At 62.1% G+C, this 15564-nt stretch carries 16 protein-coding genes; 10 read left to right on the forward strand and 6 right to left on the reverse strand.

Translation table 11 applies throughout. The features are described from left to right. Genes IQ26_RS02400 through IQ26_RS02410 form a run of 3 tightly spaced genes read left to right on the forward strand, consistent with a single transcriptional unit; the run spans position 1 to position 2863 of the window. Entirely contained in the window at positions 1-459 is a 459-nt protein-coding gene (locus IQ26_RS02400; protein WP_145712708.1) for a GNAT family N-acetyltransferase, read from the forward strand. After that, positions 459-2024, forward strand: coding sequence for an amidase (locus tag IQ26_RS02405; protein WP_145712715.1), 1566 nt, complete (start codon positions 459-461; stop codon positions 2022-2024). Before IQ26_RS02400 ends, IQ26_RS02405 begins: the two co-directional genes overlap by 1 nt. A 29-nt stretch (positions 2025-2053) precedes the next feature. Continuing rightward, positions 2054-2863 (forward strand): YdcF family protein, encoded by an 810-nt coding sequence (locus IQ26_RS02410; protein ID WP_145712718.1) that lies wholly within the window; start codon positions 2054-2056, stop codon positions 2861-2863. Here IQ26_RS02410 and IQ26_RS02415 read toward each other — a convergent pair. After that, the gene (locus IQ26_RS02415; protein ID WP_145712720.1) at positions 2800-3555 is read right to left on the reverse strand and encodes a DUF599 domain-containing protein; all 756 of its coding nucleotides are present in this window, start codon (positions 3553-3555) and stop codon (positions 2800-2802) included. The two genes, IQ26_RS02410 and IQ26_RS02415, sit on opposite strands and share 64 nt — an antisense overlap. 161 nt (positions 3556-3716) lie before the next feature. Here IQ26_RS02415 and IQ26_RS02420 point away from each other — a divergent pair, with 161 nt between their 5' ends. The 4 genes from IQ26_RS02420 to IQ26_RS02435 all read left to right on the forward strand — a co-directional run bounded on the left by IQ26_RS02420 (position 3717) and on the right by IQ26_RS02435 (position 7197). Next, positions 3717-5120 carry an L-serine ammonia-lyase gene (locus tag IQ26_RS02420; RefSeq protein ID WP_145712723.1) on the forward strand — a complete coding sequence of 468 codons (1404 nt, stop codon included), beginning with the start codon at positions 3717-3719 and terminating at the stop codon, positions 5118-5120. Between the two features lie 117 nt (positions 5121-5237). After that, positions 5238-5675, forward strand: a complete 438-nt coding sequence (locus IQ26_RS02425) for a DUF1489 family protein (RefSeq protein ID WP_145712726.1) — start codon at positions 5238-5240, stop codon at positions 5673-5675. Between the two features lie 92 nt (positions 5676-5767). Continuing rightward, entirely contained in the window at positions 5768-6499 is a 732-nt protein-coding gene (locus IQ26_RS02430) for a VWA domain-containing protein (RefSeq protein ID WP_162457845.1), read from the forward strand. Continuing rightward, complete coding sequence (locus IQ26_RS02435) at positions 6499-7197, forward strand: DnaJ domain-containing protein (RefSeq protein ID WP_145712732.1); 699 nt, start codon at positions 6499-6501, stop codon at positions 7195-7197. The genes IQ26_RS02430 and IQ26_RS02435 overlap by 1 nt, the downstream gene beginning before the upstream one ends. 45 nt (positions 7198-7242) lie before the next feature. On the opposite strand, the gene IQ26_RS02440 is transcribed toward IQ26_RS02435, so the two are convergent. Continuing rightward, entirely contained in the window at positions 7243-8568 is a 1326-nt protein-coding gene (locus IQ26_RS02440) for a D-alanyl-D-alanine carboxypeptidase (RefSeq protein ID WP_407660280.1), read from the reverse strand. A 388-nt stretch (positions 8569-8956) separates the two neighbouring features. Here IQ26_RS02440 and IQ26_RS02445 point away from each other — a divergent pair, with 388 nt between their 5' ends. From IQ26_RS02445 to clpA, 3 genes are all read left to right on the forward strand, one after another. After that, entirely contained in the window at positions 8957-9286 is a 330-nt protein-coding gene (locus tag IQ26_RS02445; protein WP_126041985.1) for a phasin family protein, read from the forward strand. A gap of 277 nt (positions 9287-9563) precedes the next feature. Next, positions 9564-9890 (forward strand): ATP-dependent Clp protease adapter ClpS, encoded by a 327-nt coding sequence (gene clpS, locus IQ26_RS02450; protein ID WP_036241697.1) that lies wholly within the window; start codon positions 9564-9566, stop codon positions 9888-9890. Positions 9891-9896: 6 nt separating this feature from the next. After that, complete coding sequence (clpA, locus tag IQ26_RS02455; RefSeq protein ID WP_145712744.1) at positions 9897-12368, forward strand: ATP-dependent Clp protease ATP-binding subunit ClpA; 2472 nt, start codon at positions 9897-9899, stop codon at positions 12366-12368. An 87-nt stretch (positions 12369-12455) separates the two neighbouring features. On the opposite strand, the gene IQ26_RS02460 is transcribed toward clpA, so the two are convergent. The 4 genes from IQ26_RS02460 to IQ26_RS02475 form a co-directional block, all read right to left on the reverse strand. Beyond that, positions 12456-12887 (reverse strand): HIT family protein, encoded by a 432-nt coding sequence (locus tag IQ26_RS02460; RefSeq protein WP_145712750.1) that lies wholly within the window; start codon positions 12885-12887, stop codon positions 12456-12458. A gap of 129 nt (positions 12888-13016) precedes the next feature. Beyond that, complete coding sequence (locus IQ26_RS02465) at positions 13017-14234, reverse strand: GNAT family N-acetyltransferase (protein WP_145712758.1); 1218 nt, start codon at positions 14232-14234, stop codon at positions 13017-13019. A 43-nt stretch (positions 14235-14277) separates the two neighbouring features. Then, entirely contained in the window at positions 14278-15006 is a 729-nt protein-coding gene (locus IQ26_RS02470) for a glycerophosphodiester phosphodiesterase (protein WP_145712763.1), read from the reverse strand. A gap of 7 nt (positions 15007-15013) precedes the next feature. Next, entirely contained in the window at positions 15014-15478 is a 465-nt protein-coding gene (locus IQ26_RS02475) for a RidA family protein (protein ID WP_145712770.1), read from the reverse strand. Positions 15479-15564 lie beyond the last annotated feature (86 nt).

The following is a 15564-nucleotide window of genomic DNA, read 5'->3' on the forward strand; positions in this document are numbered from 1 at the left end:
ATGGCAATCGAGATCGCCATCGAGACGCCGCTGCAGGATGATGTGCGCGGGCTGGTCGAGGAGCTCAACGACGCGCTGCTCGAGTTGACGCCGCCGGAGCACTGCTACCACATGACCGTCGAGCAGATGGCTGACAAGGAAACGACTGTCTTCATCGCTCGCGACAACGGCCTTGCCATAGGCTGCGGCGCGCTGAAGCGTCACGATGGCGCCATTGGCGAGGTCAAGCGCATGTACACGCGGCCCTCGCATCGCGGCCGCAAGATCGGCGCGACGATCGTCGAGCGGGTCGAGGCGCTGGCGCGCAGCGAAGGGCTGAAACGCCTGGTGCTGGAGACGGGCGACCGCCATCCGGCTGCGTGGACCGTTTATGAACGCGCCGGATTTTCGCGCTGTGGCCCGGTGCTAGACTATCCCGATTCCGAGTGGTCGGTGTTTTACGAAAAGAGCCTTATCTGATGAGCGACCTGACCCACCTGACGATTTCGCATGCCCGCGCCAAGCTGCGCGCCAAGGAAATCACGGCAACCGAGATCACCGAAGCCTATCTGTCGGCGATCGAGCGGGCCAATCCGGCGCTCAACGCCTATGTCGTCGTCACCGACGACAAGGCGCGCGACATGGCCAAGGCCTCGGACGTGAAGTTGGCGAAGGGCGAGGGCGGGTCGCTCGAAGGTATTCCGCTCGGTATCAAGGACCTGTTCGGCACCGAAGGCGTCCACACCCAGGCCTGCAGCCATGTGCTGGATGGATTCAAGCCGCATTACGAATCGACCGTCACCACCAATCTATGGGCCGACGGCGCCGTCATGCTCGGCAAGCTCAACATGGACGAGTTCGCCATGGGCTCGTCCAATGAGACCTCCTACTACGGCCCCGTCGTCAATCCGTGGCGGCGTTCGCGTCTCGACACGGTGGTGATGCCGACCACGCATCAGGGCGATGGCGGTTTCGTCTCGGCTGGCGGCGCCAGGACCGCGCGCACGCTGGACAACGCCCAGCTTGTGCCGGGCGGTTCGTCGGGCGGCTCGGCCTCCGCCGTCTCCGCCTTTCTCTGTGCCGGCGCTACCGCCACCGACACCGGCGGCTCGATCCGCCAGCCCGCCGCCTTCACCGGCACGGTCGGCATCAAGCCGACCTACGGCCGCTGCTCGCGCTGGGGCATCGTCGCCTTCGCTTCGTCGCTTGACCAGGCCGGACCGATCGCACGCGATGTGCGTGATGCCGCGATCCTCTTGAAATCCATGGCGTCGGTCGATCCGAAAGACACCACCTCGGTCGACCGGCCGGTGCCGGACTACGAGGCGGCGATCGGCAAGTCGATCAAAGGCATGAAGGTCGGCATCCCCAGGGAATATCGCGTCGACGGCATGCCCGAGGAGATCGAGGCGCTGTGGCACAAGGGCATTGCCTGGCTCAGAGATGCCGGTGCCGAGATCGTCGACATTTCGCTTCCGCATACCAAGTATGCGCTGCCGGCCTATTACATCGTGGCGCCCGCCGAAGCTTCGTCGAACCTCGCCCGCTATGACGGCATCCGCTACGGATTGCGCGTGCCGGGCAAGGACATCGTCGACATGTACGAGAAGACCCGCGCCGCCGGTTTCGGCCGCGAGGTCAAGCGCCGCATCATGATCGGCACCTACGTGCTCTCCGCCGGCTACTACGATGCCTACTATCTGCAGGCGCAAAAGGTTCGCAATCTCATCAAGCGGGATTTCGAAAATGCATTCGCGGCGGGCGTCGACGTCATCCTGACACCGGCGACACCGTCGGCGGCCTTCGGCATCGCTGACGAGGATATGGCCGCCGACCCGGTCAAGATGTACCTCAATGACATCTTCACGGTGACCGTGAACATGGCCGGGCTGCCAGGCATCGCCGTGCCTGCGGGACTTGACGCCAGGGGCCTGCCGCTCGGCCTGCAGCTCATCGGCCGGCCCTTCGACGAGGAAACCTTGTTCCAGACCGCCCATGTCATCGAACAGGCGGCGGGGACGTTCCAGCCGGAAAAGTGGTGGTAGTGTCGTCTCCCATCTGAAGGGGTGAGGGAGTGTTCTACTATCTTTCCAAGATATTTTGGCTCCTCGTCCAGCCTCTGAATTTATCGATTATCCTGCTGTTGGCCGGGCTGCTTGCGGCAATGGTTGGCCGGCGGCGGCTGGCGGCCACCGGCAGTTTGCTCGCCTTCCTGATCCTCGGGCTGTCGGCCTGGACCCCGCTTGGCGCAATGATGCTCAATCCGTTGGAAGAGCGCTTTCCGCGCCCGCCGCTGCCGGAAAAGGTTGACGGAATCGTCGTGCTCGGCGGTGGCCTGGAGGGCGCCGTCAATCTGGCGCGCGGCGGCTATGAGCTGAACGGAAGCGGCGATCGTTTCGTCGAAGCCGCGATCCTCGCGCGGCGCTTTCCAATGGCGAAGCTGGTCGTCTCCGGCGGCCCTAGCGGGCTGATGCTGGACGACGAGGGTGACGGGACGACGGCGCCGCGCTTGCTCATTGCCCTAGGCGTGACAGCCGACCGGCTGACACTCGAGAGCAAATCCCGCAACACCCACGAGAACGCCGTCTTCACCCGGGAATTGGTCACCACGAAACCGGGCGAGATTTGGCTGCTGGTGACCTCGGCCTTTCACATGCCGCGCGCCAAGGGGCTGTTCGACAAGGCCGGCTTTCCAACCGTTCCGTGGCCGGTAGACTACCGAACCCCAGGCAAGGAGCGCATCGGCCTATTCCGCGACGATCCTGTCGCTTCACTGCAGACCACCACCATGGCGGTTCGTGAATGGATCGGGCTCGTCGCCTACTGGCTGTCGGGCCGCATCGACCGGCCTTTCCCCGGACCGGGTGTTGGTTCGGGCGGCTGACCGATCACGGCCTGCCGCGCTGCCGAGAAGAACTGGCGACGCACCAGAACCGCCAGCAACAGCAGCGTCGACAGCACGAACACCTTTGGGTCGACGAACCAGCCGAGATAACCGATCGAGAAGAACACGCCGCGCAGGCCCGAATTGAAATGCTTTCCGGCCAGCATGTTCATGCGCGCCGCACGCCATACTGCCGTTTCGCTTACCGGGTTGCGTGAAGCCTCGCCATGCGGGATCGGGACCGCGCCGATCAGGATCGAGCAATAGTTGAACAGCCGATAGGCCCAGCCGAACTTGAAGAAGGAATAAGCAAGGATCAGCACCAATCCGAACACCTTCATCTGAAAGGCGGAGCGGGATGATGTCGCGCCGAGAGGCAGGTCGCTCAGCACCGAAAGAACCTGATCGGAGGCGCCGAGCAGGGCAAAACAGCCGCCGATCGCAATCAGCGAGCTGGAGGCGAAGAAGGCGGTTCCCTGTTGAAGACCTGCCATAATGGCGGTGTCGACGATGCGGATCTCGCGTTCGGCCATGGTCCGCATCCAGGCTTCACGCTGGGCGTTCATCGCCGTCGTCAGCGACATGCGGCTGACCAGCTTTCCGTCGGAGGCGAGCGTATGCAGCACCCATACGAAGAGGAAGAAGGCCAGCGCCGCGAGGTCTGCCGTCGACAAATGGAAGGAATCGCCCATACCACCCTTTTACCACAAGCCGTGGCGCCGCTTCGACGGCAGAACGCAACGATGTCGCTGCCGGAGCAAACAAGGTCGGCAGGTGCAGCGCCGCGATCTTCGAAAGAGCGGAAACATCACAAGAATTCCTATATGTAAATTCCAATAGGAGAGAACGGCGCGTGTTCCTTTCGGTTTTCGACCTGTTCAAGATCGGCATCGGACCATCGAGTTCGCACACAATGGGACCGATGACGGCTGCGCGGCGTTTTCTCGACGAGATCGCGGGAGATGACTGGCCGCGCCCGGTCGGCGCCAAAGTCGACCGCATCGCCGCCAGCCTGCACGGCTCGCTGGCCTATACCGGCATCGGCCATGGCAGCGACCGCGCCGTGGTGCTCGGCCTTGCCGGCCAGATGCCGCAAACGGTCGACCCCGATCAGGCCGATGGAATCTGCGCCCGCATCGCTGCCGACAAGCGGGTTTCACCGCCCGGCCATCCCTCCTACCGCTTCGACCCGGCGACGGATCTGGTACTGGATCGCAAGACGCCGCTTTCCGGCCACGCCAACGGCATGACTTTCTCCGCCTATGATGCCGACGACCGCCTGCTGCTCAGGCGCATCTACTATTCGATCGGCGGCGGCTTCGTGGTTTCCGAGGAAGAGCTACAGCGGATGAAGGCCAAGGGCTCGGTGACGACCGAAGCCAAGAGGGTTCCATACCCCTTCAAGAACGCTGTCGAGATGCTGTCGATGGCGGCAAAAAGCGGTCTTTCGATAGCCGACATGAAGCGCGTCAACGAAGAGACGCAGATGCCGCGCGAGGAGCTCGACGCCGGCCTTGACGGCATCTGGAGCGCCATGAAGAGCTGCATCGAGCGCGGCCTGTCGCAGGACGGCATCATGCCGGGTGGGTTGAAGGTGCGCCGCCGCGCGCGGCAATTGCATGACAAGCTGCAGGAACAATGGCAACAGAACCGGCCTAACCCGCTGCTCGCCAATGACTGGCTGTCGATCTATGCCATGGCGGTGAACGAGGAAAACGCCGCCGGCGGGCGCGTTGTCACCGCGCCGACCAATGGTGCCGCGGGTACGCTGCCCGCAGTGCTGCGCTATTGGCTGCATTTCCATCCCGAGGCCGACCAGCCAAGCATACGCGATTTCCTGCTGACCGCGGCGGCGATAGGCGGCATCATCAAGACTAACGCCTCGATCTCGGGCGCCGAAGTTGGCTGCCAGGGCGAGGTCGGTTCGGCCTCGGCGATGGCGGCGGCGGGATTGTGCGCCGTCATGGGCGGCACGCCCGAGCAGGTCGAGAACGCCGCCGAGATCGCGCTCGAGCATCATCTCGGCATGACCTGCGATCCGGTCGGCGGGTTGGTGCAGGTGCCTTGCATCGAACGCAATGCGCTCGGCGCCGTCAAGGCGGTGACTGCCGCTTCGCTGGCCATCAAGGGCGACGGCGTTCATTTCGTGCCGCTCGACGCCGCGATCGAGACCATGCGCCAGACCGGCCTCGACATGAACGAGAAATACAAGGAAACCAGCCTCGGCGGACTGGCCGTCAACATCGTCGAGTGCTGAGCCAAACCTTGCACCGCGGAGATTGGCGCTGTGGAGACTGGCGCTGTGGAGGCTGGCACTGTGGAGAAAGTCGACCAGGCCGTTGACGCCTTCGCGTGCCGGACTAAACCTTAATCCATGTCTCTCAATCTCATAAAGCTCTGTGTCGGCTGCGACAGCGTCGAGGATCTCGAAGAGTGGATCGGCTTCCGCCTCGAAGAACGACGGCGTGCCGGTGAGCCGGCCGAGCATTATCACACCACACGCATGGTGCCGACGCGCGGCGCCGAAGTCACCGACGGCGGTTCCCTCTACTGGGTGATCAAGGGCAATGTGCAGTGCCGCCAGTTGATCACCGAAATCCGCCCTTTCACCGACAGTGAGGGCATCGGCCGTTGTCACCTGATCCTCGCCCCCGAGGTCGTGCGCACCGACTGGCAGCCGCGCCGCGCCTTTCAGGGCTGGCGCTACCTGAAACCGTCGGACGCGCCGGCCGACCTCGGCAAGGGCAAAGCGGGGCTGGTCGAGATGCCGCCGAAACTCAGGCGCGAGCTTGCCGACCTCGGCCTTCTCTGAGAGGGCGTGAATTCAAAGCTGCCGCGATCGCTGCTCCAAGCCGCCTTATGGCGGGCTTGCAAGCTGGACGACAACGCCACATCTTCAATCTCATGAGCGACAAGAAACAGCCCGTGCCTGCGAAGGCCAATCCCGCTCCGGTCGAGTCCCAATCGAGCGCCGGCGAGATCGACGCCTTTATCCGTCAGGCAAGGACGCTCGCTGCGTCCGCGACCGGTTCTGGCAGGCTGATTCTCTCGCTCGACGCTACAATGAGCCGCCAGCCGACCTGGGACCTCGCCTGTGCGCTGCAGGGCGAGATGTTCGACGCCGTCGGCAAGGCTGGAGCGCTCAGCGTCCAACTGGTCTATTTTCGCGGCCTTGGTGAATGCCGTTCGTCCGGCTTCGTTACCGACACGAATGCCTTGAAGCAGTTGATGACGCGGATCGAATGCCGCAGCGGCCACACCCAGATCGGCAAGGTGCTCGCCCATGCGCTGAAACAGACGGCGGCGGCCAAGGTCAACGCGCTGGTCTATATCGGCGATGCGATGGAGGAAAATATCGACGACCTGGCCGAAAAGGCCGGCAGCCTCGGCCTGCACGGCGTTCCTGTCTTCGTCTTTCAGGAAGGCCATGATTCCGGTGCAGAAAAGGCGTTCAAGGAAATTGCGCGGCTGTCCAAAGGGGCTTGGTTCCGATTTGACCGGCGGGCTGCCGCAACGTTGGCCAGCTTGCTTTCGGCGGTCGCCGTGTTTGCGACGGGCGGGCTGAAGGCACTGGAGGCCCGTGGCAGGCCGGAAGACCAGCTGATGATCGAGCATCTGCGGGGCGGCAGGAAATAATGGGTGCGCTTCTCCTATTCGTGGCGTTGCTTCTGGTGCTGCTCGGCGCGGCCATGGTTTTCCTCCGCGCCGACCCCGCAAAACTTGCAAGCGCGATGAGAACGGTGGGGCCGGTCCTGCTGGCGCTGATCGGCGTCGCCGTGCTCCTGGTCGGACGCGGAGGCATTGGCGGCCTGATCCTGTCGGTGGCGCTCGCCTGGTATGGCTCCATGCGGATGAAGCGGCCGACAGCGAAACTGGAGCCGGGCAAGCATTCGACGGTGCGCACCGCGGCACTCGAAATGGAGCTTGATCACGATACCGGCAGTCTGGAAGGGCTCGTGCTCGCCGGCCGCCATGAAGGCAAGATGCTTGGCACGATGGGCCTTGCGGAATTGCAGCAGCTTTATCGCGAACTCCCCGGCGACCCGGAGAGCCGCCAGTTGCTAGAGACGTATCTTGACGGCAGATTTCCCATCTGGCGCAAAGACGCTGAGGCGGATAGTGGCGAAGGGCTGGGTGTTTCGCCAGGTTCGGGCGCCATGACTAAGGAGGAGGCTTACAAGATCCTTGGTCTTGAAGCGGGGGCCGCCGCGGCGGATGTCCGCAAGGCGCACCGCCGCCTGATGCAGCGCCTGCACCCCGATATCGGCGGCACGTCTTTCCTGGCGGCGCGGATCAACGAAGCCAAGGACGTCTTGCTCTCCAATCACCATTAGTCTCCTTCGACGCAGAATTTTCCGGGAGGTGTCTTCCACGCTGCCCTACTGCTGGACGGCGTAGCATTCGATCTTCTTTTTCTTCAGGGCGTTGCAGGCTTTCCAGGCGGCGGTCTTCGAGCCAAAGCCGAACCGGGCGCGGTAGTAGGTGACGCCGTCCTTTTCGAAGGCGACGGTGAAGCCCGCGGCATCGGCCAGCACCGAAGGCGCCTGCTTGCTCGTCTTGTCGAGGAGGGCCTGGGCTTCGGACTGTTTTGGCGAAGAGGCGACCTGTACCGCCCAGCCGGATGGCACCGACGCCGTTTTGACGGGATCGACGTCCGCCGGCTCGGCGTAGGCTGCCATGACCCGTGCGGTCGCCACGTCGTCCGCGGTGGCCGCGGCCACTGCCTTGACCTTCCCGGTCTGAACGGCCGGGGCGGTTTCTTCAACGACAGGCTCGGTTTCCTCAACAAGAGAGGCAATGGCATCGTCGTCCGGCCTGCTGTCCGGTGTCGGCGCGTCGTCCTTGGGCAGGAACACTTTTGCCAGCGCGGTGATCGGGTTGCCGCCGCTGGCCTTGGCCACCAGCATGCCGCTGCCGCGCGACGAGGCCTTCGGCATATGGGTGTTGATCAATCCGGCCATCTGGTTGTCGCGGCTGCCGCCGGATTTCCCGCCTATGACCACTGCGACGATGCGGCGGTCGCCGTCGGAGACCGAGGAGACGAGATTGTAGCCGGAGGCGCGGGTATAGCCCGTCTTGATGCCGTCGACGCCCTTGATGCGGCCAAGCAGGCGATTATGGCCGTTGATGCGTTTGCGGCCATAGAGAAAGGAACGCTGCGAGAAATAGCCGTAATATTGGGGAAAATGCTCCCGCAGCGCGATGCCGAGCACCGCCATGTCGCGCGCGGTGGTGAACTGGCCGGGGTTTGGCAAGCCGTGGGCGTTGCGGAAAACGGTTCCCTTCATGCCCAATGCTCGCGCCTTGGCCGTCATCATGTGAGCGAAATTGGCTTCATTGCCGCCGAGAAGTTCACCAAGTGCCGTTGCCGAGTCGTTTGCCGACTTGGTCACCATCGACAGGATCGCGGTCTCGACCGTGATCGCGCCGCCCGGCCTGACACCGAGTTTCGTCGGCGGCTCGGCAGCAGCGTTGGCCGAGAAGACGACCCGGGAATTCTTGCTGATCTTGCCTTTCGCCATGGCCTCAAAGGTCAGGTAAAGCGTCATCATCTTGGTGAGCGAGGCGGGATAGCGCCGGCCGTCGGCATTCGAAGAATAGAGCACCTTGCCGGTCTTTGCGTCCATGACGATGGCCGCCGACTTGGCCGCCATGGACGGAGCAGCGTCGGCAACGACGAATGTCATCGCCAAAGCGAGGATCATGATCGTTTTCAGAGAGGACGCGGATTTGGAGAGAATGCCCGACAACGCCTGACGCACCGATGGTTCCTTTGAATTTTTTGTTGCGCTGGAAGCTGGCAAAGGGATCCCGCCTCACTTCCGGCCAAGCTACGCGGCCAGCGTTACCAATCCGTTTATGGTAACCACCGCGTTCACCATTTTCTTCGGGCTTGAGCTTTTCTTTACTCGAATTTTAGCCGTTGCCAGTGCTGGGCCGGTGTGCTGGCTGATGTGATGGGTCGGCGGGGCCGTCGTCGCATTCGGCGGGACATTGACTTTTTGTGCATTGCACAATATATTACTTGCATTGCACAACGTGGCCCGGACAGGGCGCGTCCACCCTCAGGCAACCGTCAAGGGAATGCGTGAAATGACCCAGACCTATGAAGATTTCAGCAAATACGGCAAGGAGTTTGCCGACTCCGGATTGAAGAGCTTCGCATCCCTTTCCAAGGGTGCGCAGGCAATCGCCACCGAGGCGAGCGAGTATACCAAGAAGAGCTTCGAAGCCGGCAGCGCAGCAGCAGAGAAACTTTTGTCGGCCAAGTCGCTGGAGAAGGCGTTCGAGATCCAGTCCGACTTTGCCAAGCAGTCCTACGAATCCTTCGTCACCGAAGCCACCAAGATCGGCGATCTCTATGCCGAACTCGCCAAAGAAGCCTACAAGCCGTTCGAATCAATCGTCGCAAAAGCGAAATAATCTCGCTTTAGCATGTGAAGGATGGCCCTCGGGCCTGCATGGCAGACCCGGTCGCGCACGCGCGGCCGGGTTTTTTCATGGCAATTTGAAATCAGGGGCTCTTGCTGCCTTCACGATTTCAAAAATCGGCCAAGTTTGGCCACCTAGCCATATTGTCAGCTAAACAGAAGGGCTTAAAATCGTCCATCGAACACCTACATGTCGAACTCGCTTGGGGATTCGAAAAAGGCAGGACTACGTGACTACAGGTTTGACTGCCACAAGAGATGTGGTGCGTATGCAAAACGGCAGCGACGGCAACGAGGCCGGTCGCGGCACGGCCGTCATCACGCGCACTAAAACCAAGACCAAGAAGCCTAGCCTTTATCGGGTCCTCATTCTCAACGACGACTACACGCCCATGGAATTCGTGGTTCACGTGCTGGAGCGTTTTTTCCAGAAGGACCGTGAAGCCGCCACACGCATCATGCTTCATGTTCACAATCATGGAGTGGGCGAGTGCGGGGTCTATACATTTGAGGTGGCCGAGACCAAAGTGTCCCAGGTCATGGATTTCGCCCGACAAAATCAGCATCCGCTGCAATGCGTGATGGAGAAGAAGTGAGGTAACATGCCGGCTTTCTCCCAAGGCCTGGAAAAGGCGCTTCACCAGGCGCTGACGTTCGCCAACGAGCGGCACCACGAATATGCAACCCTTGAACATCTGCTGCTCGCCCTCATCGACGACACCGAGGCGGCCGCGGTCATGCGCGCCTGCAACGTCGATCTCGACGAGCTGAAGCATACGGTTCTCACCTATATCGACACCGAGCTCGACAATCTCGTCACCGGCTACGACGAGGATTCCAAGCCGACGGCCGGTTTCCAGCGCGTCATCCAGCGCGCGGTGATCCATGTGCAGTCGTCCGGCCGCGAGGAAGTCTCCGGCGCCAACGTGCTCGTTGCCATCTTCGCCGAGCGCGAGAGCCATGCAGCCTATTTCCTGCAAGAACAGCAGATGACGCGCTACGACGCGGTCAACTACATCTCGCATGGCATCGCCAAGCGCCCCGGCGCATCCGAGACGCGGTCGCCGCGCGGCGCCGACGATGAGCAGGGCGGCCAGAACGGCGCCGAGCCACAAGAGGAAGGCGGCAAGAAAAAGCAGCAGCAGGACGCGCTGACCGCCTATTGCGTCAATCTGAACAACAAGGCCAAGGCCGGCAAGATCGATCCGCTGATCGGCCGCGAGTCCGAGATCAACCGCACCATCCAGGTGCTGTGCCGCCGCTCCAAGAACAATCCGCTCTATGTCGGCGACCCTGGTGTCGGCAAGACGGCGATCGCCGAAGGTCTTGCCAAGCGCATCGTCGAGGGCGACGTGCCGGAAGTGCTGCACAACGCCACCGTCTTCGCGCTCGACATGGGAACGTTGCTGGCCGGCACCCGCTATCGCGGCGATTTCGAGGAGCGGCTGAAGCAGGTCGTCAAGGAACTCGAGGATTATCCGGGCGCGGTGCTGTTCATCGATGAGATCCACACCGTGATCGGGGCAGGGGCGACGTCGGGCGGAGCCATGGATGCGTCGAACCTGTTGAAGCCGGCGCTGTCGTCCGGAACGATCCGCTGCATCGGCTCGACCACCTACAAGGAGTTCCGCCAGTTCTTCGAGAAGGACCGCGCTTTGGTGCGGCGTTTCCAGAAGATCGACGTCAACGAGCCGACCATCGAGGACGCCATCGAGATCATGAAGGGCCTGAAGCCGTATTTCGAGGAGTTCCACAAGGTTCGCTACACGGCTGAGGCAATCAAGGCTTCGGTCGAACTGTCGGCGCGCTACATCAACGACCGCAAGCTGCCGGACAAGGCGATCGACGTGATCGACGAGACCGGCGCCTCGCAGATGCTGTTGCCGGAGGCCAAGCGCAAGAAGACCATCGGCATCAAGGAGATCGAAGCGACGATCGCCACCATCGCCCGCATTCCGCCGAAGACGGTTTCCGCCGACGACGAGAAGGTGCTGGCCGGTCTCGACGTCGAGTTGAAGCGCGTCGTCTACGGTCAGGACACCGCGATCACGGCGTTGACCTCGGCGATTAAGCTGGCGAGGGCCGGCCTGCGCGAACCGGAGAAGCCGATCGGCTCCTATCTGTTCTCGGGCCCGACCGGCGTCGGCAAGACCGAAGTGGCAAAACAGCTCGCCGCCTCGCTCGGTGTCGAGCTGATCCGCTTCGACATGTCGGAATATATGGAACGCCACACCGTCTCGCGTCTGATCGGCGCGCCTCCCGGCTATGTCGGTTTCGACCAAGGCGGCCTGTTGACCGACGGCGTCGACCAACATCCGCATTGCGTACTGTTGCTGGACGAGGTCGAGAAGGCGCATCCGGATCTGTTCAACATCCTGTTGCAGGTCATGGACCACGGCAAGCTGACCGACCACAACGGCAAGCAGATCGATTTCCGCAACGTCATCCTGATCATGACCACCAATGCGGGCGCCTCGGATGCGCAGCGCGCGGCGATCGGTTTCGGCTCGACCAAGCGTGAAGGCGACGATGTCGAAGCGATCAACCGGCTGTTCACGCCGGAATTCCGCAACCGTCTCGATGCGATCATCCCGTTCGGCTCGCTGCCGGTTCCGGTCATCCACCAGGTGGTGCAGAAGTTCGTCATGCAGCTCGAGGCCCAGCTTTCCGAGCGCGGCGTCACTTTCGACCTGTCGCAGGATGCGATCGCCTGGCTGGCCGAAAAGGGCTATGATGAACGCATGGGCGCGCGGCCGCTCGGCCGCGTCATCCAGGAGCACATCAAGAAGCCGCTGGCCGACGAGGTGCTGTTCGGTAAGCTCAAGAAGGGCGGCACGGTGCGTGTCACCGTCGAGAAGAAGGGGACCGGCGAAACCGGCCTGAAGCTCGAATCGCTCGCCGACGAGGCGCCGGTCAAGCCGAAGAAGGAAGAACCGGACGACGCGCCGAAGCCCAGGAAAGCTGCCGTCAAGAAGCCCGTCGCGAAAAAGGCGATCGCGCAAAAGGCGGAGCCCAAGGGCAAGGATGGCGGCGGCAAGCGCAGCCTGGTGCCGCAACTACCCCGCAAGGGGTGATGGCCTGAAAAGCCAAAAAAGCCCCGGAGACGGGGCTTTTTTCATTGGATGAAGAGGCAGTGGATGGCCGAAGCCGGGATACCCGGCTCAGTTTTCCAGCGCGCCCCGTATCTTGCCAGCGTTCTCAGTCAGCACCTTAGGCTTCTCCATCTGCCCGCTATGCGACTTCAACGGAATGCCTTCGAAGCGCGGAATGACATGGACGTGGAGATGGTAGACGGTCTGGCCCGAGGCGGGCTCGTTGAACTGCAGGATGGTGACACCATCGGCGCCGAAGGCTTTCTTCACCGCCAGCGCCACCTTCTGAACAATTGCGAAGAGTGGACCGAACGTTGCCGGATCCGCGTCTAGCAGGTTGCGCGACGGCGCCTTTGGCACAACCAGCGTATGCCCTTGCCCTTGTGGCATCACATCCATGAAGGCGACAACCGCGTCATCTTCATAGACGCGATGCGATGGGATTTCACCGCGCAGGATTTTCGCGAAGATATTGGTGCTGTCGTAGGTGGTTTCGGCCATGGCGTGCGCTCCGGATTGTGCCTTGTTCTACCGCATCGACCCAAAATCGGAATCGATTTTCGGAAAGTACGATGCGTAGATTCAAAGTGTTAGAGCGTACTTTTTGCGTCCCATTGGACGCACGTCGCTCTAATCGTCCGCCAGATCCTTGCGGAATGGAGTGTGCCCTTCGAGATAGTCGCCCATCCGCTCGACTTCGCGCCGCTCGCGGTTGAGGTAGTCGGCGACCGCATTGCGCAAGCCGGGATGCGCGATGTAGTGCGCCGAATGCATGGTCACCGGCCTATAGCCGCGCGCCAGCTTGTGCTCACCTTGCGCGCCTGCTTCGACCACTTTCAGCTTGCGGTCGATCGCGAAGTCGATCGCCTGGTGATAGCAGACCTCGAAATGCAGGAAAGGATGGTCCTCGATGCAGCCCCAGTTGCGCCCGTAGAGTGCATCGGAACCGATGAAATTAATGGCGCCGGCAATGTGGCGTCCATTGCGCCTGGCCATCACCAGCAGGATGTCGTCGGCCATGCGTTCGCCGATCATCGAGAAAAACTCGCGGTTGAGGTAGGGCCGGCCCCATTTCCTGCTGCCGGTATCCATGTAGAAGGCAAAGAAGTCGTCCCAGGCTCTTTCGGTCAGGTCCTTGCCGGTCAGCCAGTCGATCGAGATGCCGTGAGCGAGCGCCTCCCGCCGCTCCTTCTTCATCGCCTTGCGCTTGCGCGAGGCCAGCGTGGCGAGAAAGTCGTCGTAGGTCGAAAACCCTTCATTGAAGAAGTGGAACTGCTGGTCGGTGCGGTGCAGGAAGCCCGCCGCTTCCAGCGCCGCGACATCTTTCCGCTGCGCGAAGGTCACATGTGCGGAAGACATGCCGAGCTTTTCCGTCACCGCCTTCAGACCTGCTGCCAAGCCGGCCTTTACGGCCCAATTGTCCTCGCCCTTGTGGACCAGCAGGCGAGGGCCGGTGACGGGTGTGAACGGCACCGCGCATTGCAGTTTTGGATAGTACCGTCCGCCGGCGCGCTCGAACGCATCCGACCAGCCGTGATCGAAGACATATTCGCCCTGGCTGTGCGATTTCAGGTAGCAGGGAACGGCCCCGAGGAACTTGCCTTGCGTCGTCTCAAGCCTGAGGTGATGGCCCTGCCAGCCGGTGCGCCGCACGGCGCAGCCGGAATCCTCGAGTGCGCTCAGAAAAGCGAATGAAACGAGAGGGTTGTATCCGTTTTCTGTATCGCCACGCGTAGTGCCGCCGAGCCCATCCCACTCCGCGCAGGTGAAGGCGCCGATGCCGGCTGCGACGCGGATCGAGTACTCCGCATTCGCCGTTTGCCCGTCACCGTCATCGCCTTGATCCATGAGGCTTATGTAGACTCCATCAGGGCTTGTGCAAGCTCGGTTTTCAAGCGACCTGTACCAGATCGGGTTCGAATCCTTCGAACGTCATCTGGTCGGCATATTTGAAGGTCAGGTCAATCGCCGGCTGGTCGAGCACGGTCCAGGTGATGACAGGCATTTTGAGCTTTTCACGCACGAAACTGACAAACCGGTTCGGCAGGTCACCGGCGGCGTAGGAGGTGAAAGCGATGTCGTGCGCCAGCATGGCGAAATGCGCCTCGATCAGCTTGACGTCCTTGCCATAGGCGGTCAGTCCCCCCGGAATGCCGGGTGCGTGTTTGGGGAAATCACGGATCAGCCAGTGATCGAACGACATGATCGCCGCCTTGCCCTCGTAGCGCTTGAGCATCTTGCCGACGCTTGCGACCAGGCCTTCGTCGTGGCCGGGAACCCCTTTCAGCTCGACGATCATCGGCACGCGGCCGTCGACCAGGTCAAGCGCCTGCTGCAGCGTGGGCAGATGGTCCGATGTGCCACCGATCTTGAGCGCCGTCATCTCCGCCGCCGTGCGCTGCCAGACGAAACCGTCCTGGCCGGTCAGCCGCTTCAGATCGCCGTCGTGGATAACGACCGGGATGCGGTCAGACGACAAATGCACGTCGCATTCGATCGCATAGCCGCGCTCGGCTGCCGCGGCGAAGGCCGAAAGCGTGTTCTCCCAGCGCGTCTTGTTCATGTCGTGAAGGCCGCGATGGGCAACGGGCCGGGCGGTCAGCCAGGAAAGGTCGGTCATGTCAGGCTCATTCGACTTCGAAGACGGCTTCGATTTCCACTGCGGCATTAAGCGGCAGCGAGGCACTCCCGACAGCGGAGCGGGCGTGTTTGCCGCGATCGCCGAGCACCGCGACCAGAAAATCGGAGGCGCCGTTGGCAATCAGGTGCTGCTCGACGAAATCCGGCGCCGAGGCGACGAAGACGGTGATCTTCACCAGCCGGCGGATTTTCTCGAGGCTGCCAAGCGCCGCCTTGGCTTGCGCCAATATGTTGATCGCGCAGTATTTTGCCGCCTCCTTGCCGCTTGCGGTATCTACATCGCGGCCGAGCAGTCCGCTGGCCTGCAGCTTGCCGTCCTTGAGCGGCAACTGCCCGGCGGTGAACAGCAGATCGCCTGATCTGCAATAGGGCACGTAGTTGGCGGCGGGCGCGGCGGCGATCGGAAGCGTCACGCCGAGATCGCTTAGCCGCTTTTCGATTGTTTCACTCATGGTATTTCCTTATTGCTTGAAGACGCCGCGCCGGCCGGGCCGAAATTGCTATTTTTGCCTCGCTTCCGCCACGACTTTTTTTAAGC

The sequence above is a fragment of the Mesorhizobium tianshanense genome, from assembly GCF_007830515.1.
Classification (GTDB): Bacteria; Pseudomonadota; Alphaproteobacteria; order Rhizobiales; family Rhizobiaceae; genus Mesorhizobium; species Mesorhizobium tianshanense.

What these genes read in the sequence shown, in the direction of transcription:
- IQ26_RS02470 (WP_145712763.1), bottom strand. Translation starts at nt 15,006, where the DNA reads ATGACCGACCTTTCCTGGCTGACCGCCCGGCCCGTTGCCCATCGCGGC.
- IQ26_RS02440 (WP_407660280.1), bottom strand. Translation starts at nt 8,568, where the DNA reads ATGATCCTCGCTTTGGCGATGACATTCGTCGTTGCCGACGCTGCTCCG.
- IQ26_RS02465 (WP_145712758.1), bottom strand. Translation starts at nt 14,234, where the DNA reads ATGGATCAAGGCGATGACGGTGACGGGCAAACGGCGAATGCGGAGTAC.
- IQ26_RS02430 (WP_162457845.1), top strand. Translation starts at nt 5,768, where the DNA reads ATGAGCGACAAGAAACAGCCCGTGCCTGCGAAGGCCAATCCCGCTCCG.
- IQ26_RS02445 (WP_126041985.1), top strand. Translation starts at nt 8,957, where the DNA reads ATGACCCAGACCTATGAAGATTTCAGCAAATACGGCAAGGAGTTTGCC.
- IQ26_RS02435 (WP_145712732.1), top strand. Translation starts at nt 6,499, where the DNA reads ATGGGTGCGCTTCTCCTATTCGTGGCGTTGCTTCTGGTGCTGCTCGGC.
- IQ26_RS02415 (WP_145712720.1), bottom strand. Translation starts at nt 3,555, where the DNA reads ATGGGCGATTCCTTCCATTTGTCGACGGCAGACCTCGCGGCGCTGGCC.
- IQ26_RS02400 (WP_145712708.1), top strand. Translation starts at nt 1, where the DNA reads ATGGCAATCGAGATCGCCATCGAGACGCCGCTGCAGGATGATGTGCGC.
- clpS (WP_036241697.1), top strand. Translation starts at nt 9,564, where the DNA reads ATGCAAAACGGCAGCGACGGCAACGAGGCCGGTCGCGGCACGGCCGTC.
- IQ26_RS02460 (WP_145712750.1), bottom strand. Translation starts at nt 12,887, where the DNA reads ATGGCCGAAACCACCTACGACAGCACCAATATCTTCGCGAAAATCCTG.
- IQ26_RS02405 (WP_145712715.1), top strand. Translation starts at nt 459, where the DNA reads ATGAGCGACCTGACCCACCTGACGATTTCGCATGCCCGCGCCAAGCTG.
- clpA (WP_145712744.1), top strand. Translation starts at nt 9,897, where the DNA reads ATGCCGGCTTTCTCCCAAGGCCTGGAAAAGGCGCTTCACCAGGCGCTG.
- IQ26_RS02475 (WP_145712770.1), bottom strand. Translation starts at nt 15,478, where the DNA reads ATGAGTGAAACAATCGAAAAGCGGCTAAGCGATCTCGGCGTGACGCTT.
- IQ26_RS02425 (WP_145712726.1), top strand. Translation starts at nt 5,238, where the DNA reads ATGTCTCTCAATCTCATAAAGCTCTGTGTCGGCTGCGACAGCGTCGAG.